Here is a 17,612-nt window from a genome sequence, read left to right as displayed (position 1 = left end):
GGCTTAGCTTTGCATGGGGTTGCTGCGAATCATTGTCGCGTTTTCTGATTGCGTTTCGTACGGAATGCGCTGTGTGAGCCGGGGCACTGGCGCTGGCGGATTCCTGCGATAGATTGGTGAGACGCCAATGCGGCCAGACGATCGGCTGGCAGGCGGTGAAAGGACAGAAAAATGAGCAAAGTTAGCAACAACGGCGGCGATTCAAAGAACACGCTCTATTGCTCGTTTTGCGGCAAAAGCCAGCACGAAGTGCGCAAGCTGATCGCCGGTCCGACCGTCTTCATCTGCGACGAATGCGTCGAACTGTGCATGGACATCATCCGCGAGGAGAACAAGACCTCGATGGTGAAGTCGCGCGAGGGCGTGCCGACCCCGCAGGAGATCCTCAAGGTTCTCGACGACTATGTCATCGGCCAGCCCTACGCCAAGCGAGTGCTGTCGGTGGCCGTCCACAACCACTACAAGCGCCTCGCGCATGCCGGCAAGAACAACGACGTCGAGCTGGCGAAATCGAACATCCTGCTGATCGGGCCGACCGGCTGCGGCAAGACGCTGCTGGCCCAGACGCTGGCGCGCATCATCGACGTCCCGTTCACCATGGCCGACGCCACGACGCTGACTGAAGCAGGTTACGTCGGCGAGGACGTCGAGAACATCATCCTGAAGCTGCTGCAGTCGGCCGACTACAATGTCGAACGTGCCCAGCGCGGCATCGTCTATATCGACGAGATCGACAAGATCTCGCGCAAGTCGGACAACCCGTCGATCACCCGCGACGTCTCGGGCGAGGGCGTGCAGCAGGCGCTGTTGAAGATCATGGAAGGCACGGTGGCCTCCGTGCCGCCGCAGGGCGGCCGCAAGCACCCGCAGCAGGAATTCCTGCAGGTCGACACCGCCAACATCCTGTTCATCTGCGGCGGCGCCTTTGCCGGACTGGACAAGATCATTTCCGATCGCGGCCGCAAGACCTCGATCGGCTTTGGCGCGACTGTCGCGTCGCCCGAAGATCGCCGCACCGGCGACCTGTTCCGGCAGGTCGAGCCCGAGGATCTTTTGAAATTCGGCCTGATCCCGGAATTCGTCGGCCGTCTGCCGGTTCTGGCGACCCTCGAGGACCTCGACGAGCCGGCGCTGATCCAGATCCTGACGGAGCCGAAAAACGCGCTGGTCAAGCAGTACCAGCGACTGTTCGAGATGGAGAATGTGGATCTCACCTTCCACGAGAACGCGCTGTCGGCGATCGCCAAGCGCGCCATCGAGCGCAAGACCGGCGCGCGCGGCCTGCGTTCCATCATGGAAGCGATCCTGCTCGACACGATGTTCGAGCTTCCGGCGCTGGAAGGCGTGCGCGAAGTGGTAATCTCGGAAGAGGTGGTCTCGGGTAACGCCCGGCCGCTCTACATTTATTCCGAGCAGAAGGAAAAGAAGGGCAATGTCAGCGCCTGAAATGGCACTGATCCGGCAAATTTTCATGGAACGGCGCCCGTGTGGCGCCGTTTTGCTGTGAGGGGCTTACCGGCAGGTGATGGAGTGGCTGATCAAAGCATGTTAACCCTTGATCTTTGCACCGCCCGCATCCACCTAACAGCGGAAGGCCAAGGCGCCGAATTCTGTGCTGTAAAATTCCCGTCACAAACGGTGGTAGGCGGAACGACGCTCGGTCGTTAATATAGGATTCGCGGTTGGCTCAATTAGCGGCCGCGACATGAAAGGTTGGACAATGGCCAAAATATCCAAGGCTTCCGGCGACGGCGTGTTTGCAGTCCTCCCACTGCGCGACATCGTCGTGTTTCCGCACATGATCGTTCCGCTCTTTGTCGGGCGTGAAAAGTCGATCAAGGCGCTGGAAGAAGTGATGGGTCAGGAAAAGCAGATCCTGCTTGCCACCCAGATGAACGCAGCCGACGACGATCCTGAGCCCGATGCGATTTTCGACATCGGCACGCTCGCCAATGTGCTGCAGCTCCTGAAGCTTCCCGACGGCACCGTGAAGGTGCTGGTCGAGGGCGCCTCGCGCGCCAAGATCGTCTCGTTCACCGATCGCGCCGACTTCCACGAAGCCCGCGCCACCGCGCTGGTCGAGCCGGAGGAGGAAGAGGTCGAAATCGAGGCGCTTGCCCGCTCGGTCGTTACCGACTTCGAAAACTACGTCAAGCTGAACAAGAAGATTTCCCCCGAAGTGGTAGGTGCCGCCAGCCAAATCGACGACTATTCCAAGCTCGCCGACACGGTTGCCTCGCACCTGGCCATCAAGATCCCCGAGAAGCAGGAGATGCTCGCCACGCTCTCCGTCAAGGAGCGTCTCGAGAAGGCGATGGGCTTCATGGAAGCGGAGATCTCCGTGCTCCAGGTGGAGAAGCGCATCCGCTCGCGCGTCAAGCGCCAGATGGAGAAGACGCAGCGCGAGTACTACCTCAACGAGCAGATGAAGGCGATCCAGAAGGAGCTCGGGGAGGGCGAGGACGGCCGCGACGAGGCTGCCGAGATCGAGGCGCGTATCAAGAAGACCAAGCTCTCCAAGGAAGCCCGCGAGAAGGCGGAAGCCGAATTGAAGAAGCTGCGGTCGATGTCGCCGATGTCGGCTGAATCGACGGTCGTGCGCAACTATCTCGACTGGCTGCTGTCGATCCCGTGGGGCAGGAACTCCAAGGTCAAGCAGGATCTCGGCTACGCCCAGGACGTGCTCGACGCCGATCACTTCGGCCTCGACAAGGTCAAGGAGCGTATCGTCGAGTATCTCGCCGTGCAGAGCCGCCAGAAGAAGATCAAGGGTCCGATCCTGTGCCTCGTCGGCCCGCCCGGCGTCGGCAAGACCTCGCTCGGCAAGTCGATTGCCAAGGCGACCGGGCGTGAGTTCATCCGCATGGCGCTTGGCGGCGTGCGCGACGAGGCCGAGATCCGCGGTCACAGGCGGACCTATATCGGCTCGATGCCCGGCAAGGTCATCCAGTCGATGAAGAAGGCCAAGAAGTCCAACCCGCTCTTCCTGCTCGACGAAATCGACAAGATGGGCCAGGACTTCCGCGGCGATCCGTCGTCGGCCCTGCTCGAGGTGCTCGATCCGGAGCAGAACTCGACGTTCATGGACCATTATCTCGAGGTCGAATACGACCTGTCGAGCGTGATGTTCGTGACGACGGCGAACACGCTGAACATCCCTGCGCCCCTGATGGACCGCATGGAGATCATCCGCATCGCCGGCTACACCGAGGACGAGAAGATCGAGATCGCCAAGCGGCACCTGATGCCCAAGGTGATCCGCGATCACGCGCTGCAGCCGAACGAGTTCTCGGTTGGCGAGGACGCGATCCGCGGCATCATCCAGACCTACACCCGTGAAGCGGGCGTCAGAAGCCTCGAGCGCGAGCTGATGAAGCTCGGGCGCAAGGCGGTGACCGAGATCCTGAAGACGAAGAAGAAGACGGTAAAGATCACGGCGGACAACCTCGCCGATTATCTCGGCGTGCCGCGCTTCCGCTTCGGTCAGGTGGAGGCCGACGATCAGGTCGGCGTCGTCACGGGTCTTGCCTGGACGGAAGTCGGCGGCGAGCTGCTGACGGTCGAAGGCGTCATGATGCCCGGCAAGGGCCGCATGACGGTGACCGGCAACCTGCGCGACGTGATGAAGGAATCGATCTCCGCGGCTGCCTCTTATGTCCGCTCGCGGGCCATCGATTTCGGCATCGAGCCGCCGCTGTTCGACAAGCGCGACATCCACGTCCACGTGCCGGAGGGCGCGACGCCCAAGGACGGCCCGTCGGCGGGTGTGGCGATGGTGACGGCGATCGTCTCCGTGCTCACCGGCATTCCGGTCCGCGCCGATGTGGCAATGACCGGCGAGGTGACGCTGCGCGGCAGGGTGCTGCCGATCGGTGGCCTGAAGGAGAAGCTGCTTGCCGCGCTGCGCGGCGGCATCAAGAAGGTGCTGATCCCGGAAGACAATGCCAAGGACCTGGCGGAGATCCCGGACAATGTGAAGAACAACATGGAGATCATTCCGGTGTCGCGGGTCGGCGAGGTGCTGAGGCACGCGCTGGTCAGGATGCCTGAGCCGATCGAGTGGGTCGAACCGGTCAATCCGCCGGCTGGTCCGGATGCCGCCGACGACGCCGGCAAGTCGCTTGCGCATTAGTTTCTTCTAACGTTGCGACGCACAAAGAGAGAGCCGGGCTTTCAGCCCGGCTTTTTCATGTGAAAAATCTCCGAAAAAGTGGAAAAAAGCCCGGAATTCTGCGGTTTTCGGCTTGGGTTCCGGAACGCTTCTTTCTAAAGTCCGTTTCCTGCCGGATGAGTCGTAGTTCCGGTTTTCTCATGGAAGGGAATTTTTATGAACAAGAACGAATTGGTGTCCGCTGTCGCCGACTCCGCAAGCATTTCGAAGGCTGATGCGCAGTCCGCCGTCGATGCGGTGTTCTCTGTGATCACTGGCGAACTGAAGAAGGGCGGCGATGTCCGGCTTGTCGGCTTCGGAAATTTCACCGTGTCAAAACGTGCTGCTTCGACCGGCCGCAACCCGCAGACCGGCGCGGAAGTGAAGATTCCGGCGCGCACCGTGCCGAAGTTCTCGGCCGGCAAGGGCCTCAAGGACGCGGTCAACTAAGACCTTTTCTTTTTAAGATCAGATGAGCCGGGCTTGCCCGGCTCTTCCTTTTTGTGACCCTCGGCAGGGGCACGTGTGCGGCATCAGGCGGTAGGCGCGTCGGCGCGCATCAAGCCTTCCTGCTTGAGATCCGCCCACAAGGCTGTCGGGATCTTGACGTCGAGCAGCGCACGGTTGCTTTCGACTTCGGCCGGCCGTTGGCCGCCGGGGATTACCGACATCACGGAAGGGTGCCGCAGCGGGAACTGCAACGCCGCCTCGATCAGCCGCACGCCATGGCGCTTGCAGACCGCCTCGATGCGCGCCACGCGATCGAGCACGTCTTTCGGCGCCTCTGCGTAGTTGTAGAAGGCGCCGGGCTTCGGCCCTGTCGCCAGGATGCCGGAATTGTAGGGCCCGCCAAGAACGATGCCGATGCCGCGCTTCTCACAGAGCGGCAGGAAGCTCGCAAGCGCATCCTGCTCGAGCAGCGTATAGCGGCCGGCGAGCAGGAAGAGGTCGAAATCGCCGCGCTCGGCGAGCGTCTGGCAAACCTGCCACTCGTTGATACCGCCTCCGAAAGCCTTGATCACCCCCTGGTCACGCAGTGCAAGCAGCGCGTAATAGCCCGAAGACATAAACTCCTCGATGCGCCGGTCGGAAGCCTCCTTGCTGCCATGGGTGAAGATGTCGACATCGTGCACATAAAGGATGTCGATGCGGTCGACGCCGAGACGCTCGAGCGAGGCCTCGAAGGAGCGCATCACGCCGTCGTAACTGTAATCGTAGACTTCCCGGCGCGAGGGCGTCTCGAAGAACTTGCCGATGCCGGTTCGCTCGTCGGGCGCAGAGACGCGCATGAGACGGCCGACCTTGCTCGACAGAACATAGTCGTCGCGCTTCTTGCCGCGCAGGAACGGGTTGAGCCGGGTTTCGGAGAGGCCGAGGCCATAGAGCGGAGCGGTGTCGAAATAGCGGCAGCCGGTCTTCCACGCCGCCTCCAGCGTGGCATTGGCATCCTCATCCGAGACGGCGCGGTAGAGATTGCCGAGCGGCGCGGTGCCGAAACCAAGCTCGGTGAAGGTGATGCCGCCATTGCCGATGCGGTCGAAATGCCTTGTCTTCATATCCGCAATGATGTCCTGGATTGATTTGTCTGACATGACACTATCACGCCGGTGGCACAGCAAAAGCGCCGAGGCTCGTTGGACACGAATTTTCGCGGTGATAGCATGAACAAAAACAAGTGTTTCGCGCCGAACGCGACCGCAAAGCCGCATGCCTATTAAGACATCAGCAGACAGGATGAGCAGCCATGGCGCAAGCCGGATCGGAGTTGTTTGCGACTGCGCTGGACGAGCTTGGCGCCGTGATGGGGCGCATCGATGACGGTCGGGTCGACGCCGCCTGCGCGATGATCGCCGGCGCTGGCAAGATCGTCGTCTATGGCTGCGGCCGCGAAGCGCTGCAGGTCAAAGGCTTTGCGATGCGGCTGTTCCATCTCGGCTTGCCGGTCTCCGTAGTCGGCGACATGACCACGCCGCCGCTCGGCGAGGGCGATATTTTCCTGGCGAGTTCCGGACCGGGCGAGACCCCCACCGTTCTCACCTTGATGCGTGTGGCCCGCGCGGCCGGCGCCAAGGTGCTGCTGCTCACGGCCGAACCGGCGGGTAGCGCGGCAAAGCTTGCCGACTTCACGCTGCTCGTTCCGGCCCAGACCATGGCCAGCGACCAAGGCGCCGCCAGAAGCTCGGTGCTGCCGATGGGCTCACTGTTCGAGGGAGCGCTTTTCCTGTTGTTCGAGGTGATGGTGCTGAAACTCAAGGCGCTGACCGGCGCAACGCCGGAGGCGATGCGCGCCCGGCACACCAACATGGAGTAGGGGACATGCGCTACGAACTGATGCTGCCGCACCAGATCCGCAAGACGATCGAGGAGAACTGGCCGGTCGCGCTGCCGCTCGGCGTGCTCGAATACCATGGCGAGCACATGGCGGTCGGCATGGACACGCTCGCCGTCATCAAGACGCTCGAACTTGTCGAGAAGGAGCGGGACATCGTCATCCTGCCACCCTTCTATTATGGCGCGGCGAGCTATGCCGTGGCGCCGCCGGAAGGCAGCGGCTCGGTTCAGGTCGGCGGTCCGGTGCTGGCGCCTTTCGCCGAGGAGCTGTTCTACGGCCTGCTGCGCATCGGCTTCCGCAACATCCACGCCATCATCCATCACCAGACCGAGAATTTTGTTGCCGGCATGCCGACCGATCTCGCCTTCAAGACCGCCGGCCGGCAGGCGATCTTCCGCTTCCTGGAAAACGAACGCGGCGAGGGATGGTGGGGCTCGGACACGATGGTCGACTACTATGCCGGCCATGCCCAGGGCGAGAACGTCTTCAACTGGGTGCAGGTGCACCCGCTGATGCCGGCCGCAATGACCGGCAAGTATCCATTCGACCATGCCGGCATCGGCGAGACCTCGCTGATGCTGGCGCTCTGTCCCGAAGCGGTGGATGCCGGTCATTTCGCGGACAATACCGGCTGGTACACAAAAGGCGCATCGGATGCCTCGGCCGAGCTGGGCCGGAAGGGTGTGGCGATGATCCTCGAGCATTTGCGGGCGATATTGCGGGCCTAACTCCCCCTTCTCCCACAGGGGGAAGGGGAAGGCGCCTACTTCACCGAACCGGCCGTCATGCCCATGATCAGATAGCGTTCGAGCGCGATGCCGATGATCGCCAGCGGTGCGATGGCTGCCGTCGCCAGGGCCGCCATCGACCACCAGTTGATGCCTTGCGAGCCGGTCTGGCTCGCCACCATGACGGGAATGGTCTTGGCGTCCGTCGATGTCAGAAGGGCGGCGAAGAAATACTCGTTCCAGCACAGCACCATCGCCAGGATGAAGGCGGCGACCATGCCGGGGAGCGCGATCGGCATGACAATGCGGAAGAAGGCGCCCCAGATCGACAGGCCGTCGACGAGTGCCGCCTCTTCGAGCTCGACGGGAATGGAGTTGAACTGGTCGCGCATGATCCAGATGACGATCGGCAGAACCATCAGCGTATAGAGGAGCACAAGGCCAATGCGGGTGTCGAGCAGGGCCACTTCGCGGTAAAGCACCAGGAACGGCAGCGCCAGCACCACCGGCGGCAGGATCAACTGCGAGAGGAAGAAGAAGGAGATGTCCTCGTTCTTGAACCAGGCGAACTTGTAGCGGTAACGGGTCAGGCCATAGGCGGCGAGGCTGCCGATGATGATGGCGAGGCTCGACGCGCCGACAGAGGTAATGACCGAGTTCATGAAGCGTTTCAGGAACTCGTCGCGCACCGTCGAGGTCTGGAAGATCGAATCCGGCGACAGGCCGAGTGAGCGCCAGCCTTTCCAGTCGGGCCGGAAGTCGACGAACGGGATGAGGTGCCCCTGCGTGACATCGACCGCCGACTTGAACGAGGTAGTGATCGTCCAATAGATCGGGAACAGGCAGATGAAGGACCAGAACACCAGCGCGCCATAGATGAAGACGCGGCTGGCGAGGAAGGCCGCCGGCGACCGGATATCGGAAACGGTATATTCGGTGGTCTGGACGCTCATATGGACGCTCAGTTGACGTTGCGCACGAAGCGGCTGGCGAGCTTCAGCAGCCAGGTGACGAACACGACGATGATGATCAGATAGACCATGGCGAGCATGGTGCCGTAGCCGACATTCGAACGGTCGCGATATTCGCGGTAGATGAAGCTCGAAACGGAATCGGTGGCGCCGCCGGGCCCGCCGGACGTCACCGTGATGATGATGTCGGCTAGCTTCAGCTTGAAGATGATGCGCAGGATCACCGCCGTCACAGACACGGGCAGCATCAGCGGGAAGGTAACCTGCCAGAAGGTCTGCCACGTCGTCGCGCCATCGACGCGCGCCGCCTCGATCACCTCGCGCGACATCGCCTGGAGGCCGGCGAGCAGCATGATCATCATGAACGGAATGAAGGTCCAGGCGTCGAGCACCATGATCGAGATGCGCGCGATGATCGGGTCGGAGAAGAAGGCGGGATTGTCCCAGCCGAGATGGCGCGCCAGCGTCGATGCCGGTCCGAACCGGTATTCCATCAGCGATTTGCCGACCATCCAAGAGACCGCGACCGGCGACAGCATGAGCGGCAGCAGGAAGACCACGCGGAAAAACTTTCTGGCGCGGATCTGCGCGTTGAGCAGCAGCGCAAGTCCGAAGGCGATGACATATTCGACCAGCACCGCCAGCACATAGAGCACCATGTTGAAGAGCGCGTTGCGGTAGTAGGGGTCGGCCAGCATCTGCCAGAAATTGTCGAGCCCGTTGAACCTGCGGCCAGCGAAGGAGCTGAGATTCCAGTCGGTCAGCGCGATATAAAAGCCGAACAGCGTCGGGAAGATCACCATGGCGACGGTGAAGAGCAGTGCCGGCAGCAGGAACAGCGCGCGCTGGCCGTCCTCGCCACGCGTCAGCACTTGCCAGGCGCCGAGCGCCACGCCCCACAGCACATAAGCGTAGACCACGGGACGCCACGTATAGAAGCCGATCGTGTCGACCTCAGTCTTGTAGAGGATCTGCATCACGATCGTCGCCAGCAGCACGAGCGTCGCGGCGATCATCAGGGCCCAGCCGAGGCGCTTGCGGCCTGGCGGGATCAGATCGGTCGCTGCGGAGTTAGCCGGCCATGCATTGGCGGTCGAAGTCTGCTCAGCCACGCCTCTCGCCTCAATCTTTTCGTTTTGATGCAATTCCGGAGGAAAACCGCTTCACGTTTTCCTGAAATTGCTGGAAGTCCAAATGACCGGCCATTGCCGGTCAACATGCGGCCCGGCGACGAGGTCGCCGGGCCGCGACTTCTCATGAGACAGCCTACATGCCGAGCGAGGCTTTGTAGAGCTTGATCTGATTCTCGCGGCCGATCTGGTCGGTCAGTTTCTCCCAGGCGGCGGCGATGGCATCCGCACCTTCCTGCGCCTTCATCTTGCCGGCGAAGGTGTTGGCCAGGATGTCCTCGGCGGCGCTGTAATACTGGAAGATGCCGGGGATGCGCGGCTCGATCGCGGCGTTCGGGTGGTTGTAGGAGTCGCCCTCCGACTTCAGATACGAGGTAATGAAGGCCTCGTCATAGCCGGCCGCCACCCATTCCGGAATGTTGAAATGGGAGTTGCGATAGGGCTGGAAGCCTGATGGATAGGCCGCGCACCACAGCGACAGATCCTTGCCGCCGAGATGGGCCGCCGCCGACCAGGCCGCCTTCTTCTTCTTCTCGTCGCTGTCGACGCGGGCCATGACATAGACGCCCCAGCCGAGATAGGCGCAGTTCGGCGCATAGTTCGGGCCGCTGGCCAGCTTGTCCCACTTGCCGGTCTTCGAATTGTAGACGTCGTCCGAGCCCGGCAGGATCGAAAAGCCGGTGACATCGCCCACGACCGAGGAGTCGTTGGTCTTGACGTTGGAGCCGATATCCCCCCACCACGGGATCATCGAGCCCGTGCCGGCCAGGAACTGCTGGAAGCCGGTGGTGTTCGGATCGGCGTTGATCTGATCCGGCGGCTCCGAGGGCAGGGCGTCGATCACGTCCTGAATGGCCCGTACCCAAGCCGGGTTGTTGATGCGCGGCTTCATCGTATCCGGATCGAACAGCCAGGCCTTGTCGTCGGGGTGCTTGGCATAGGCCGAGGCGCGGCTGCCGAGGAAGTAGAAACCGAAGCCGCCCCAGGGCTTGGGCGCGTCGAGATAGCCATAGACGTCCTGGCCCTTGAACTGCTTGCCCTTGAGGAACTTGGTGACGGCCTGCACTTCCTGCCAGGTCTTGGGCACGCCCCATTCCGTCGTCGCGCCGCTCTCCTTCCAGGCCTTGGCGAGGTCGGGATCGGAGAATACGTCGGTGCGGTAGTTGAAGTTGTGCGTATCGCCGTCGATGGTCACGCGATACTGCTTGCCGTCCCAAGTGCCGACCGGCGGCTTGAGGTAGTTGACGAGATCGTCCATGTCGATCTGCTTTTTGACCCAGTCGGGCATCTCCGAGGTAAGGCCCTTGCCGCAGACGTCGCCCTCGAAGGGCGCACCCATCTCGATAATGTCGAAGTCGACGGTTTTGGTCGCGATCGACTGCTGCAGACGGGCATTGTAGTCGGCCTGGGCGAGGTCGATCCAGCTGATCTTGGCGCCGGTATAGGCTTCCCACGGCTTCAGGAAGCCGCGGAACAGCACGTTGTGCAGGTTCTGGTTGTTGAGGCCCATGAAGGTGAGCTCGACACCGGCGAACTCACCTTGCTTGACGTTGGCCTTGGTCGCTTCCAGGCAGAGCTCACCGACTTTCTGGAAGTCGGCGTCTGTCGGCTGGCCTTTGCCGACGCCGGGTATCTGCAGGATTTTCGCGCGCAGGTCGTCGGCGGCAGCCGCCGGCCTGGTCAGCGCGCCAAGCCCGGTGCCGGACGCCGCTGCGAGCGCCGCCATACTGGCTGCGCCCTTCAGCAAATCGCGGCGGGTCGCCCCGGCACGCACCAGTTTTTCGTAAAGATCGACTCTCATCTCAAGGTTCCTCCCAAAACTTCAGTCGTGAATTGATTCTGCCAATCTCTCGGACGTCGAAACGTCTGCGGTTCTCCTATACCATAGGGGAGCGTGGGACCCCACCCTGCGTCGCCTGGAGATCCGATTTTCGGGACAAGGACCGGCATTCGGATTGGCACTCGCCACTATTTGCGTAATCGATTACCTTGTCAACAAGATCGGCTTTTTATCTATAAGATACCGACTTGCCCTTGCCGTTGGCAATGGCTAGCTTCACCGAAAAAGATAGGGGAGACAATGGCTCAAGTCGCGATCGCCAATGTGGCCAAGGCTTTCGGAACCGTCAAGGTTCTCCATGAGGTCAGCGTCGATATCGCCGACGGTCAATTCGTCGTCCTGGTCGGCCCTTCGGGCTGCGGCAAGTCCACGCTGCTGCGGATGGTGGCGGGGCTGGAAACAGTTTCCGGCGGAACGATTTCGATCGGCGACCGCATCGTCAACAACCTGCCGCCGGCGAAACGCGATATCGCCATGGTGTTTCAGAACTACGCGCTCTATCCGCACAAGACGGTGGAGCAGAACATGGCTTTCGCGCTGAAGCTGCGCGGCACCGATCCGGCCATCGTCGCCGAGCGGGTGAAGCGGGCGGCCGACATCCTCGACCTCAATCCTTATCTCAAGCGCTATCCGCGCCAGCTTTCCGGCGGCCAGCGTCAGCGCGTCGCCATGGGCCGCGCGATCGTGCGCAACCCGCAGGTGTTTCTCTTCGACGAGCCGCTCTCAAACCTCGATGCCAAGCTGCGCGTGCAGATGCGCACCGAGATCAAGGAACTGCATCAGCGGCTGAAGACCACCACCATCTACGTCACACACGACCAGATCGAGGCCATGACCATGGCCGACAAGATCGTGGTGATGCGCGACGGCCGCATCGAGCAGATCGGCGCGCCGCTGCAACTGTTCGACCGGCCGGCCAACCTGTTCGTCGCGGGCTTCATCGGCTCGCCCGCGATGAACCTGCTCAAGGGCACGGTGAAGGAGGGGCAAAGCCCCGAAGTCGACATAGCAGGCTCGGCCTTTCCGATGCCTGCCAGCATCACCGCGGCGGACGGCCAGGCCGTCGTCTATGGCGTGCGGCCGGAGCATCTGGAGATCCATCCCGACGGTGTGGCGTCCACGATTTCGGTGGTCGAGCCGACCGGCTCGGAGACGCTGGTGTTCGTGCGCTTCGGCGAGGGCGAGATGGTGGCGCTGTTCCGCGAGCGTCACGACTTCAAGCCGGGCGATACGCTGAAGCTCAGGCCGCGCCTCGACCACGTCCATCTCTTCGACGCAGGGACCGGCAAGCGTCTCTGACTGCAAACACACATCGAGGAAACCATGCTCAAAGGGATCAATCCGCTGCTCAATGCCGACGTGCTCCAGGCGCTGCGGGCGATGGGGCACGGCGACGACCTGATCATCGCCGACACCAATTTCCCATCCGACTCCGTCGCAAAGCATACCGTGCTCGGCAAGCTGGTGCGCATCGATGCGCCGGCGGCTGAAGTCGTGAAGGCGGTGCTGTCGCTCTATCCGCTGGACAGCTTCGTCAACGACGCGGCCGCGCGCATGGAGATCGTCGGCAAGCCGAACGAAATCCCGCCGGTGCAGAAGGAGGTGCAGAAGGAAATCGACGCGGCCGAGGGCAAACCCTGGCCAATGATCTCGATCGAGCGCTACGCCTTCTACGAGCGGGCCAAGAAGGCCTATTGCGTCATCCAGACCGGCGAGCGCCGCTTCTATGGCTGCTTTGCCTTCCGCAAGGGCGTCATTCCGCCGGATGCGGAGTAAGGGAGATGTCCGCCAGCAAGCCAGTCCTCATCCTGGGTGTGTTCGTCGCCGACACTGCCTATCGCGCTGACCGCCAGCCGCGCATGGGCGAGACGATCCTCGGCAATTCGTTCAAGCTCGGACCCGGCGGCAAGGGCTCGAACCAGGCGGTCGCGGCCGGCAAGCTCGGCGCCGACATCACTTTTCTGACCCGGCTCGGCATCGATGCCTTTGCCGACATGGCCAAGCAGACGTGGAAGGATGCAGGCGTCAAGAGCGCGGTCATCGATACGCCGGACAGCTATACCGGGGCGGCTTATATCTTTGTCGAGGAGGGCAGCGGCAACAACGCCATCATCGTCAGCCCGGGTGCTGCGATGCTGATCTCGTCCGCTGACATCGAGGCGCATGCCGACCTGATCCGCTCGGCGGGCGTCTTCGTCACCCAGCTCGAGCAGCCGATCGACGCGGCGCTGAAAGCCTTGCAAATTGCGCGCGGGGCAGGGGTGACTACCATTCTCAACCCGGCGCCGGCCGCCACCCTGCCGGACAGCATCTACGCGCTTTGCGACTACGTCACGCCCAACGAGTCCGAGGCCGAGGGGCTGACCGGTATCTCCGTCTCTTCGGTCGATGATGCCCGTCGCGCTGCCGACGCGCTGCTGGCGAAGGGCGTCGGCGCCGTCATCGTGACGCTTGGCGAGAAGGGCGCGCTGCTGCACACCAGGGAGCGATCCGATCATGTCGGCGCCGTCGATGCCGGCCCTGTGATCGAAACCACGGGGGCGGGCGACGCATTCAATGGCGGACTGGCGGCAGCGCTTGCTAAGGGCGTCGAGCCGCTGGAGGCTGTGCGCTTCGCCTGTGCCGTCGCAGGTATTTCGGTGACCCGGCCCGGCACCGCGCCCTCCATGCCGACGCTCCAGGAAGTGGAGGCGCTGCTGGCGAGGGGTTAAAGCCGCCAAACTCGCGTGCCGCCTCAGCGACGCTAGCCGGCCATCGGCTCGACCACCTCACAGAAGTTGGCCTCTCACGCCCCCCAAGGGTGGCATATTAGCCACAGTTAATATTATTCGGCGCCAACGGCTTGCATCAAGGGCATAGGTGTCCCGTAATGGGTCACCGTGTCTGGCATCGCAATTGCAATGTCAGCAATGCCGGGGTGGACCGCGCTCCGGTAGCCGGGGGGCTAATTTGGGGGCCCCGCCGCTCCGCGACGGAGCGGCGGGCGCTTTAAGGGTCGAGGGTACTATGTATTTTCCACAATTTCTGGTGGGCATGTTCGCGACGTCGTTCACCGTGGCAATCTGGGTCGGGCTGCAAACCGGCTCCGCCTGGAAGGCGCTTGGCTGCGCTATGCTTGCCATGATCATTCTCCAGATTGGATATGCCGGACTGGTCATGCGGCTCATCTACAAGCGGGGATCGGAAGGTACTGAAGTAGACCTTGTATCCGCGAATGCAGCGGCACCAGTGCAGCGAGCGCGTCCACGCTAGAGGGGCTCACCCTCTCACGCGAGTGCAGACCGCATCCCTTGGCGACGACCGAAAACCGTCCCGCCCCTTCTCCTGGAATTGCGCGACCGGGCAGCAGTCCGAGCTGACAAGGCTCTCAAAACCTGGGTTTCGGGAACGCAAAGCTGTGGCGATTACCGGCACTGGTTGGTGACCGGGCCCGGCCAAGGCTGGCCCAACCCGCCAACGCGCCCTGCGGAACGCAAGCAGTGCCAGCGCGTTCACCGTCTTGACCAAAGCACTGCCAGCCTGGTTTCCGGAACGGTGAGATGAAAAAGCCTTATAAAAAGCCCACGCTTGTAAAGCGCGAGAAGCTCACCGCCCGAACCGCGCAGATTGTCGCCTCCGGTGTGATATTGGGTGAGTGAACAGGGGAGCCCAAGCGCAGCTGAAGGATTTTGCTGCTCAGCGCAGGCCGGCCGGATGGTGAACCGCTCTAGAGGGCCGGGCCCGGCCGAATGGCGCTTCCGTCAGAAAAGCGCGACAGGCGAAAGCGGGTGAGATCGTGCCCGATCTGGTTTCCCTGGATCATGTCGGAAACGACGCGGCCGATTCCGGGCCCGATACCGAAGCCGTGACCGCTCATGCCCGTTGCGACGACGAGGCCAACGATCGCCTGCACTTTGTCCACAATGGGAACGACATCCGGCATCGCGTCGATCATGCCAGCCCAGCTTGCCTTTAGGCGCACCGTGTCGAGCTGTGGGAACAGGCGCCTGAAATTGCGCTCGATCGAACGCAGACCGGAACGTTCGGGAGCCGGATTTAGCACCCGCATTCTTTCGAAAGGACTTTGCGAATCCGGCGCCCAGTGACGCGGCGTCGACCAGCCATCCGGGTAGCCCGCCGGCGCAGCCGGCGAATAGCGTGAGCCGAAAGGATTGGCCATAAGCGCGGGAAGGTATTTCCTCGCATGCCGGAATGCGTCCGGACCAAGGTGGAGCAAGTGACTACCTCCGGCGGCTAGCGTGTATCCGCCATCCTGTCGGCGTCTGAAAGCGATATGCTCTCCTGCCGCGGCGCCTGCATGGATTTCAGGCATCGGCTCGGTTGCAGCAACGGTCGACCTTACACTGAGCTGGGGAATGGATACCCCATGTCTTCTCAGGAACAGGGAAGACCAGGCTCCGCCGGCGAGCAGAACGCTCGACGTCTCGATGTGACCCGCCTCTGTCCACACACCGCTCACCCTCACGGCCGAGATTTCCAGGGTTCGCGCCGCGCAATTCTCCACAATCTTGACGCCCTTGCGGGCCGCAAGCCGGGCCAGTGCGGGTACGGCCAGCCAAGGCTCGGCCCGCATGTCGGAAGGTGTTGTCATCGCGCCCTTGAAACTGCGCGACATGCCTTTGATGAGCCCTGCGGTTTCCCGCGCGTTCAGAAGGCACGTATCGATCTCGTTGGCTACGGCGATCTTCATGAATTTTTCGAAGCGGGCCATTTCGCGGTCGGAGCTTGCCAGGTAAGTCACGCCTGTCTGGTTCAGGCCGATGTCTTCGCCGCATTCCTCAGCCAACTGCCGCCAGTGACGGGACGCCTCGATCACGATCGGCAACTCGTCCGCATCGCGTCCCTGCTTGCGGATCCATCCCCAATTTCGAGAGGACTGCTCGGCTGCGATCCGACCCTTCTCGACCAGCGTTACGCAGATGTTTCGCCGCGCAAGAAAAAGCGCTGTCGTCACGCCGATGACGCCGCCGCCGACAATGACGACGTCAGAGCTTTTTGGTGGAGGGCCGGGATATTGAATCGGATCTGCTTCGGAGAAGGGGAAAGTAGGCAAATGAGGGCATCCTGAAAAAAAGCGATGCCAGCTATGCCCACCGGCAGCCACTTTTCTTGAGGCAGTTCAGGGGCAAGGTGGAGCACAGGCCGCCTGACAAGCGGCGGCGTATTCGCCCAATCAGACAAAGGGAGACGCGAACGTTCACCGCAACGAAATCGAAAAGTTGACACTCTCCGGAAAATGAAAGTTCTAATTTTTTGGAGAGCAGGGCCTAAGCCCTTGAAAAAACTGGCGCGAGTGACGGGGCTCGAACCCGCGACCTCCGGCGTGACAGGCCGGCACTCTAACCGACTGAGCTACACCCGCGCACTGACGAGCACGTGTCAGGCGTGTTCGTCGTTGGGGCGCTGGATAAGGGGTTCGTTTGCGGGTGTCAAGCGCGGCATGTGAGCATAACAGCAATCAGCAGAAGGTTTTTTGACAAGCGCGCCGGCATTGGGGAAATCCGTCCGACAGCGGGTGCGCCGGCTGTTCATTGGGCCTTGCGAATAGAGCCCTAACTGCTTAAAGGTCCGGCTCGGAGCGGGCGATTAGCTCAGTTGGTAGAGCGCTTCGTTTACACCGAAGATGTCGGCGGTTCGAGCCCGTCATCGCCCACCAGTTTCCCGGCACAATCAAGACTCACGGCGGGTTCAGGCGAAAATCCTGGCCTTCGGGCAGGAGTTGGCCGCCATCGACGACGATCGTCGTGCCGGTGATGTAGCTGGCGTCGTCGGAGGCCAGGAACAGGAAGGCGTTGGCGACGTCGCGCGGCGTGCCCAAGCGGCCCAGCGGCACAGCGTCCTCCATGCTCTTGATGAAGGCGGCATCGCGGTGCAGCTTCATGCCTTCCGTCAGGATGTTGCCGGGCTCGACGCCGTTGACGGTGATGCCATAGCCGGAAAACTCCAGCGCCGCCGAGCGGATGAAGCCGTTGACGCCGGCCTTGCTTGCTGAATAATGGCCGTGGCCGGGGCTGCTCACCTGCGGGCCGGTGATGGAAGAGGTGAAGAGCATACGACCGCTGCCCTGAGCCTTCATCGGTGGAAGCGCTGCCCGGGCGGCGTTGAAGCTGCCGCGCAGATTGACTGCCATAACCCGGTCCCAGTCCTCCGGGCTGGTGTTCTCGATCAGTTGCCAGGGGTAAATGCCGGCGTTCTGGACGATGATGTCGAGGCGACCGTGGCGCTGCAGTGCCAATGCCACCACCGCTTCGGCGTCGGCCATCTTCGAAATGTCGGTGTGGATGAAGGCGGCGCTCAGTTCGTCGGCGCTCGCCTTGCCGGCATCGGCGTCGCTGTCGGCCAGCACCAGTCTGGCGCCTTCCTCGGCGAAGCGCTCAGCAATGCCTTTGCCGATGCCGCGCGCGGCGCCGACGATCGCCGCCACCTTGCCTTGGATGCGTCCGGTCATGCGAGCCGTCCTG

Annotated in this window: 15 protein-coding genes and 2 tRNA genes; 10 read left to right on the top strand and 7 right to left on the bottom strand. The window is 62.3% G+C overall.

What is annotated here, in order from left to right; genetic code table 11:
* Positions 1-171 precede the first annotated feature (171 nt).
* The 3 genes from clpX to hupB all read left to right on the top strand — a co-directional run bounded on the left by clpX (position 172) and on the right by hupB (position 4,600).
* Positions 172-1,446, top strand: coding sequence for an ATP-dependent Clp protease ATP-binding subunit ClpX (clpX, locus tag CK220_RS08445; protein WP_059185169.1), 1,275 nt, complete (start codon positions 172-174; stop codon positions 1,444-1,446).
* A 274-nt stretch (positions 1,447-1,720) separates the two neighbouring features.
* A complete protein-coding gene (gene lon / locus CK220_RS08440) occupies positions 1,721-4,132 on the top strand; it encodes an endopeptidase La (protein WP_095811072.1) in 2,412 nt (803 codons plus the stop codon).
* 195 nt (positions 4,133-4,327) lie between these two features.
* Entirely contained in the window at positions 4,328-4,600 is a 273-nt protein-coding gene (gene hupB, locus CK220_RS08435) for a DNA-binding protein HupB (protein ID WP_027166452.1), read from the top strand.
* 83 nt (positions 4,601-4,683) lie between these two features.
* Here hupB and CK220_RS08430 read toward each other — a convergent pair whose 3' ends face one another.
* Positions 4,684-5,706 carry an aldo/keto reductase gene (locus CK220_RS08430; protein WP_095811180.1) on the bottom strand — a complete coding sequence of 341 codons (1,023 nt, stop codon included), beginning with the start codon at positions 5,704-5,706 and terminating at the stop codon, positions 4,684-4,686.
* A 188-nt stretch (positions 5,707-5,894) separates the two neighbouring features.
* Between CK220_RS08430 and CK220_RS08425 the strand changes: the two genes are divergently transcribed.
* Both CK220_RS08425 and CK220_RS08420 read left to right on the top strand, forming a co-directional pair.
* Positions 5,895-6,461: an SIS domain-containing protein gene (locus tag CK220_RS08425; RefSeq protein ID WP_095811071.1), complete on the top strand. Its 567-nt coding sequence runs from the start codon at positions 5,895-5,897 to the stop codon at positions 6,459-6,461.
* 5 nt (positions 6,462-6,466) lie between these two features.
* A complete protein-coding gene (locus tag CK220_RS08420) occupies positions 6,467-7,210 on the top strand; it encodes a creatininase family protein (RefSeq protein WP_095811070.1) in 744 nt (247 codons plus the stop codon).
* A 35-nt stretch (positions 7,211-7,245) separates the two neighbouring features.
* Here CK220_RS08420 and CK220_RS08415 read toward each other — a convergent pair whose 3' ends face one another.
* The 3 genes from CK220_RS08415 to CK220_RS08405 all read right to left on the bottom strand — a co-directional run bounded on the left by CK220_RS08415 (position 7,246) and on the right by CK220_RS08405 (position 11,112).
* Positions 7,246-8,163, bottom strand: coding sequence for a carbohydrate ABC transporter permease (locus CK220_RS08415; protein ID WP_095811069.1), 918 nt, complete (start codon positions 8,161-8,163; stop codon positions 7,246-7,248).
* An 8-nt stretch (positions 8,164-8,171) separates the two neighbouring features.
* The gene (locus CK220_RS08410; protein ID WP_095811179.1) at positions 8,172-9,293 is read right to left on the bottom strand and encodes a sugar ABC transporter permease; all 1,122 of its coding nucleotides are present in this window, start codon (positions 9,291-9,293) and stop codon (positions 8,172-8,174) included.
* A gap of 154 nt (positions 9,294-9,447) precedes the next feature.
* Positions 9,448-11,112 carry a sugar ABC transporter substrate-binding protein gene (locus tag CK220_RS08405; protein WP_095811068.1) on the bottom strand — a complete coding sequence of 555 codons (1,665 nt, stop codon included), beginning with the start codon at positions 11,110-11,112 and terminating at the stop codon, positions 9,448-9,450.
* 279 nt (positions 11,113-11,391) lie between these two features.
* Between CK220_RS08405 and ugpC the strand changes: the two genes are divergently transcribed.
* The 4 genes from ugpC (at position 11,392) to CK220_RS08385 (ending at position 14,403) form a co-directional block, all read left to right on the top strand.
* Positions 11,392-12,450, top strand: coding sequence for a sn-glycerol-3-phosphate ABC transporter ATP-binding protein UgpC (gene ugpC / locus CK220_RS08400; protein ID WP_095811067.1), 1,059 nt, complete (start codon positions 11,392-11,394; stop codon positions 12,448-12,450).
* Between the two features lie 24 nt (positions 12,451-12,474).
* Positions 12,475-12,927 (top strand): RbsD/FucU family protein, encoded by a 453-nt coding sequence (locus CK220_RS08395; protein ID WP_095811066.1) that lies wholly within the window; start codon positions 12,475-12,477, stop codon positions 12,925-12,927.
* Between the two features lie 5 nt (positions 12,928-12,932).
* Positions 12,933-13,862 carry a ribokinase gene (gene rbsK / locus CK220_RS08390; RefSeq protein WP_095811065.1) on the top strand — a complete coding sequence of 310 codons (930 nt, stop codon included), beginning with the start codon at positions 12,933-12,935 and terminating at the stop codon, positions 13,860-13,862.
* A gap of 295 nt (positions 13,863-14,157) precedes the next feature.
* A complete protein-coding gene (locus CK220_RS08385; protein ID WP_141245102.1) occupies positions 14,158-14,403 on the top strand; it encodes a hypothetical protein in 246 nt (81 codons plus the stop codon).
* A gap of 454 nt (positions 14,404-14,857) precedes the next feature.
* Here the strand turns inward: CK220_RS08385 and CK220_RS08380 are convergent, their stop codons facing one another.
* Positions 14,858-16,204, bottom strand: a complete 1,347-nt coding sequence (locus CK220_RS08380; protein ID WP_095811063.1) for an FAD-binding oxidoreductase — start codon at positions 16,202-16,204, stop codon at positions 14,858-14,860.
* Between the two features lie 232 nt (positions 16,205-16,436).
* Positions 16,437-16,513: transfer RNA gene (locus tag CK220_RS08375), tRNA-Asp, on the bottom strand.
* Positions 16,514-16,731: 218 nt separating this feature from the next.
* On the opposite strand from CK220_RS08375, the gene CK220_RS08370 reads away from it, so the two are divergent.
* Positions 16,732-16,807 (top strand) — tRNA-Val (locus tag CK220_RS08370).
* Positions 16,808-16,828: 21 nt separating this feature from the next.
* Here CK220_RS08370 and CK220_RS08365 read toward each other — a convergent pair.
* A complete protein-coding gene (locus CK220_RS08365) occupies positions 16,829-17,599 on the bottom strand; it encodes an SDR family oxidoreductase (protein WP_095811062.1) in 771 nt (256 codons plus the stop codon).
* Positions 17,600-17,612 lie beyond the last annotated feature (13 nt).

It is taken from the genome of Mesorhizobium sp. WSM3860, from assembly GCF_002294995.1.
Taxonomy (GTDB): domain Bacteria; phylum Pseudomonadota; class Alphaproteobacteria; order Rhizobiales; family Rhizobiaceae; genus Mesorhizobium.
Note: the sequence above shows the minus strand (reverse complement) of the source record. Positions and strands in the feature narration are given on the sequence as shown.

What these genes read in the sequence shown, in the direction of transcription:
- clpX (WP_059185169.1), top strand. Translation starts at nt 172, where the DNA reads ATGAGCAAAGTTAGCAACAACGGCGGCGATTCAAAGAACACGCTCTAT.
- lon (WP_095811072.1), top strand. Translation starts at nt 1,721, where the DNA reads ATGGCCAAAATATCCAAGGCTTCCGGCGACGGCGTGTTTGCAGTCCTC.
- hupB (WP_027166452.1), top strand. Translation starts at nt 4,328, where the DNA reads ATGAACAAGAACGAATTGGTGTCCGCTGTCGCCGACTCCGCAAGCATT.
- CK220_RS08430 (WP_095811180.1), bottom strand. Translation starts at nt 5,706, where the DNA reads ATGAAGACAAGGCATTTCGACCGCATCGGCAATGGCGGCATCACCTTC.
- CK220_RS08425 (WP_095811071.1), top strand. Translation starts at nt 5,895, where the DNA reads ATGGCGCAAGCCGGATCGGAGTTGTTTGCGACTGCGCTGGACGAGCTT.
- CK220_RS08420 (WP_095811070.1), top strand. Translation starts at nt 6,467, where the DNA reads ATGCGCTACGAACTGATGCTGCCGCACCAGATCCGCAAGACGATCGAG.
- CK220_RS08415 (WP_095811069.1), bottom strand. Translation starts at nt 8,163, where the DNA reads ATGAGCGTCCAGACCACCGAATATACCGTTTCCGATATCCGGTCGCCG.
- CK220_RS08405 (WP_095811068.1), bottom strand. Translation starts at nt 11,112, where the DNA reads ATGAGAGTCGATCTTTACGAAAAACTGGTGCGTGCCGGGGCGACCCGC.
- ugpC (WP_095811067.1), top strand. Translation starts at nt 11,392, where the DNA reads ATGGCTCAAGTCGCGATCGCCAATGTGGCCAAGGCTTTCGGAACCGTC.
- CK220_RS08395 (WP_095811066.1), top strand. Translation starts at nt 12,475, where the DNA reads ATGCTCAAAGGGATCAATCCGCTGCTCAATGCCGACGTGCTCCAGGCG.
- rbsK (WP_095811065.1), top strand. Translation starts at nt 12,933, where the DNA reads ATGTCCGCCAGCAAGCCAGTCCTCATCCTGGGTGTGTTCGTCGCCGAC.
- CK220_RS08385 (WP_141245102.1), top strand. Translation starts at nt 14,158, where the DNA reads ATGTATTTTCCACAATTTCTGGTGGGCATGTTCGCGACGTCGTTCACC.
- CK220_RS08365 (WP_095811062.1), bottom strand. Translation starts at nt 17,599, where the DNA reads ATGACCGGACGCATCCAAGGCAAGGTGGCGGCGATCGTCGGCGCCGCG.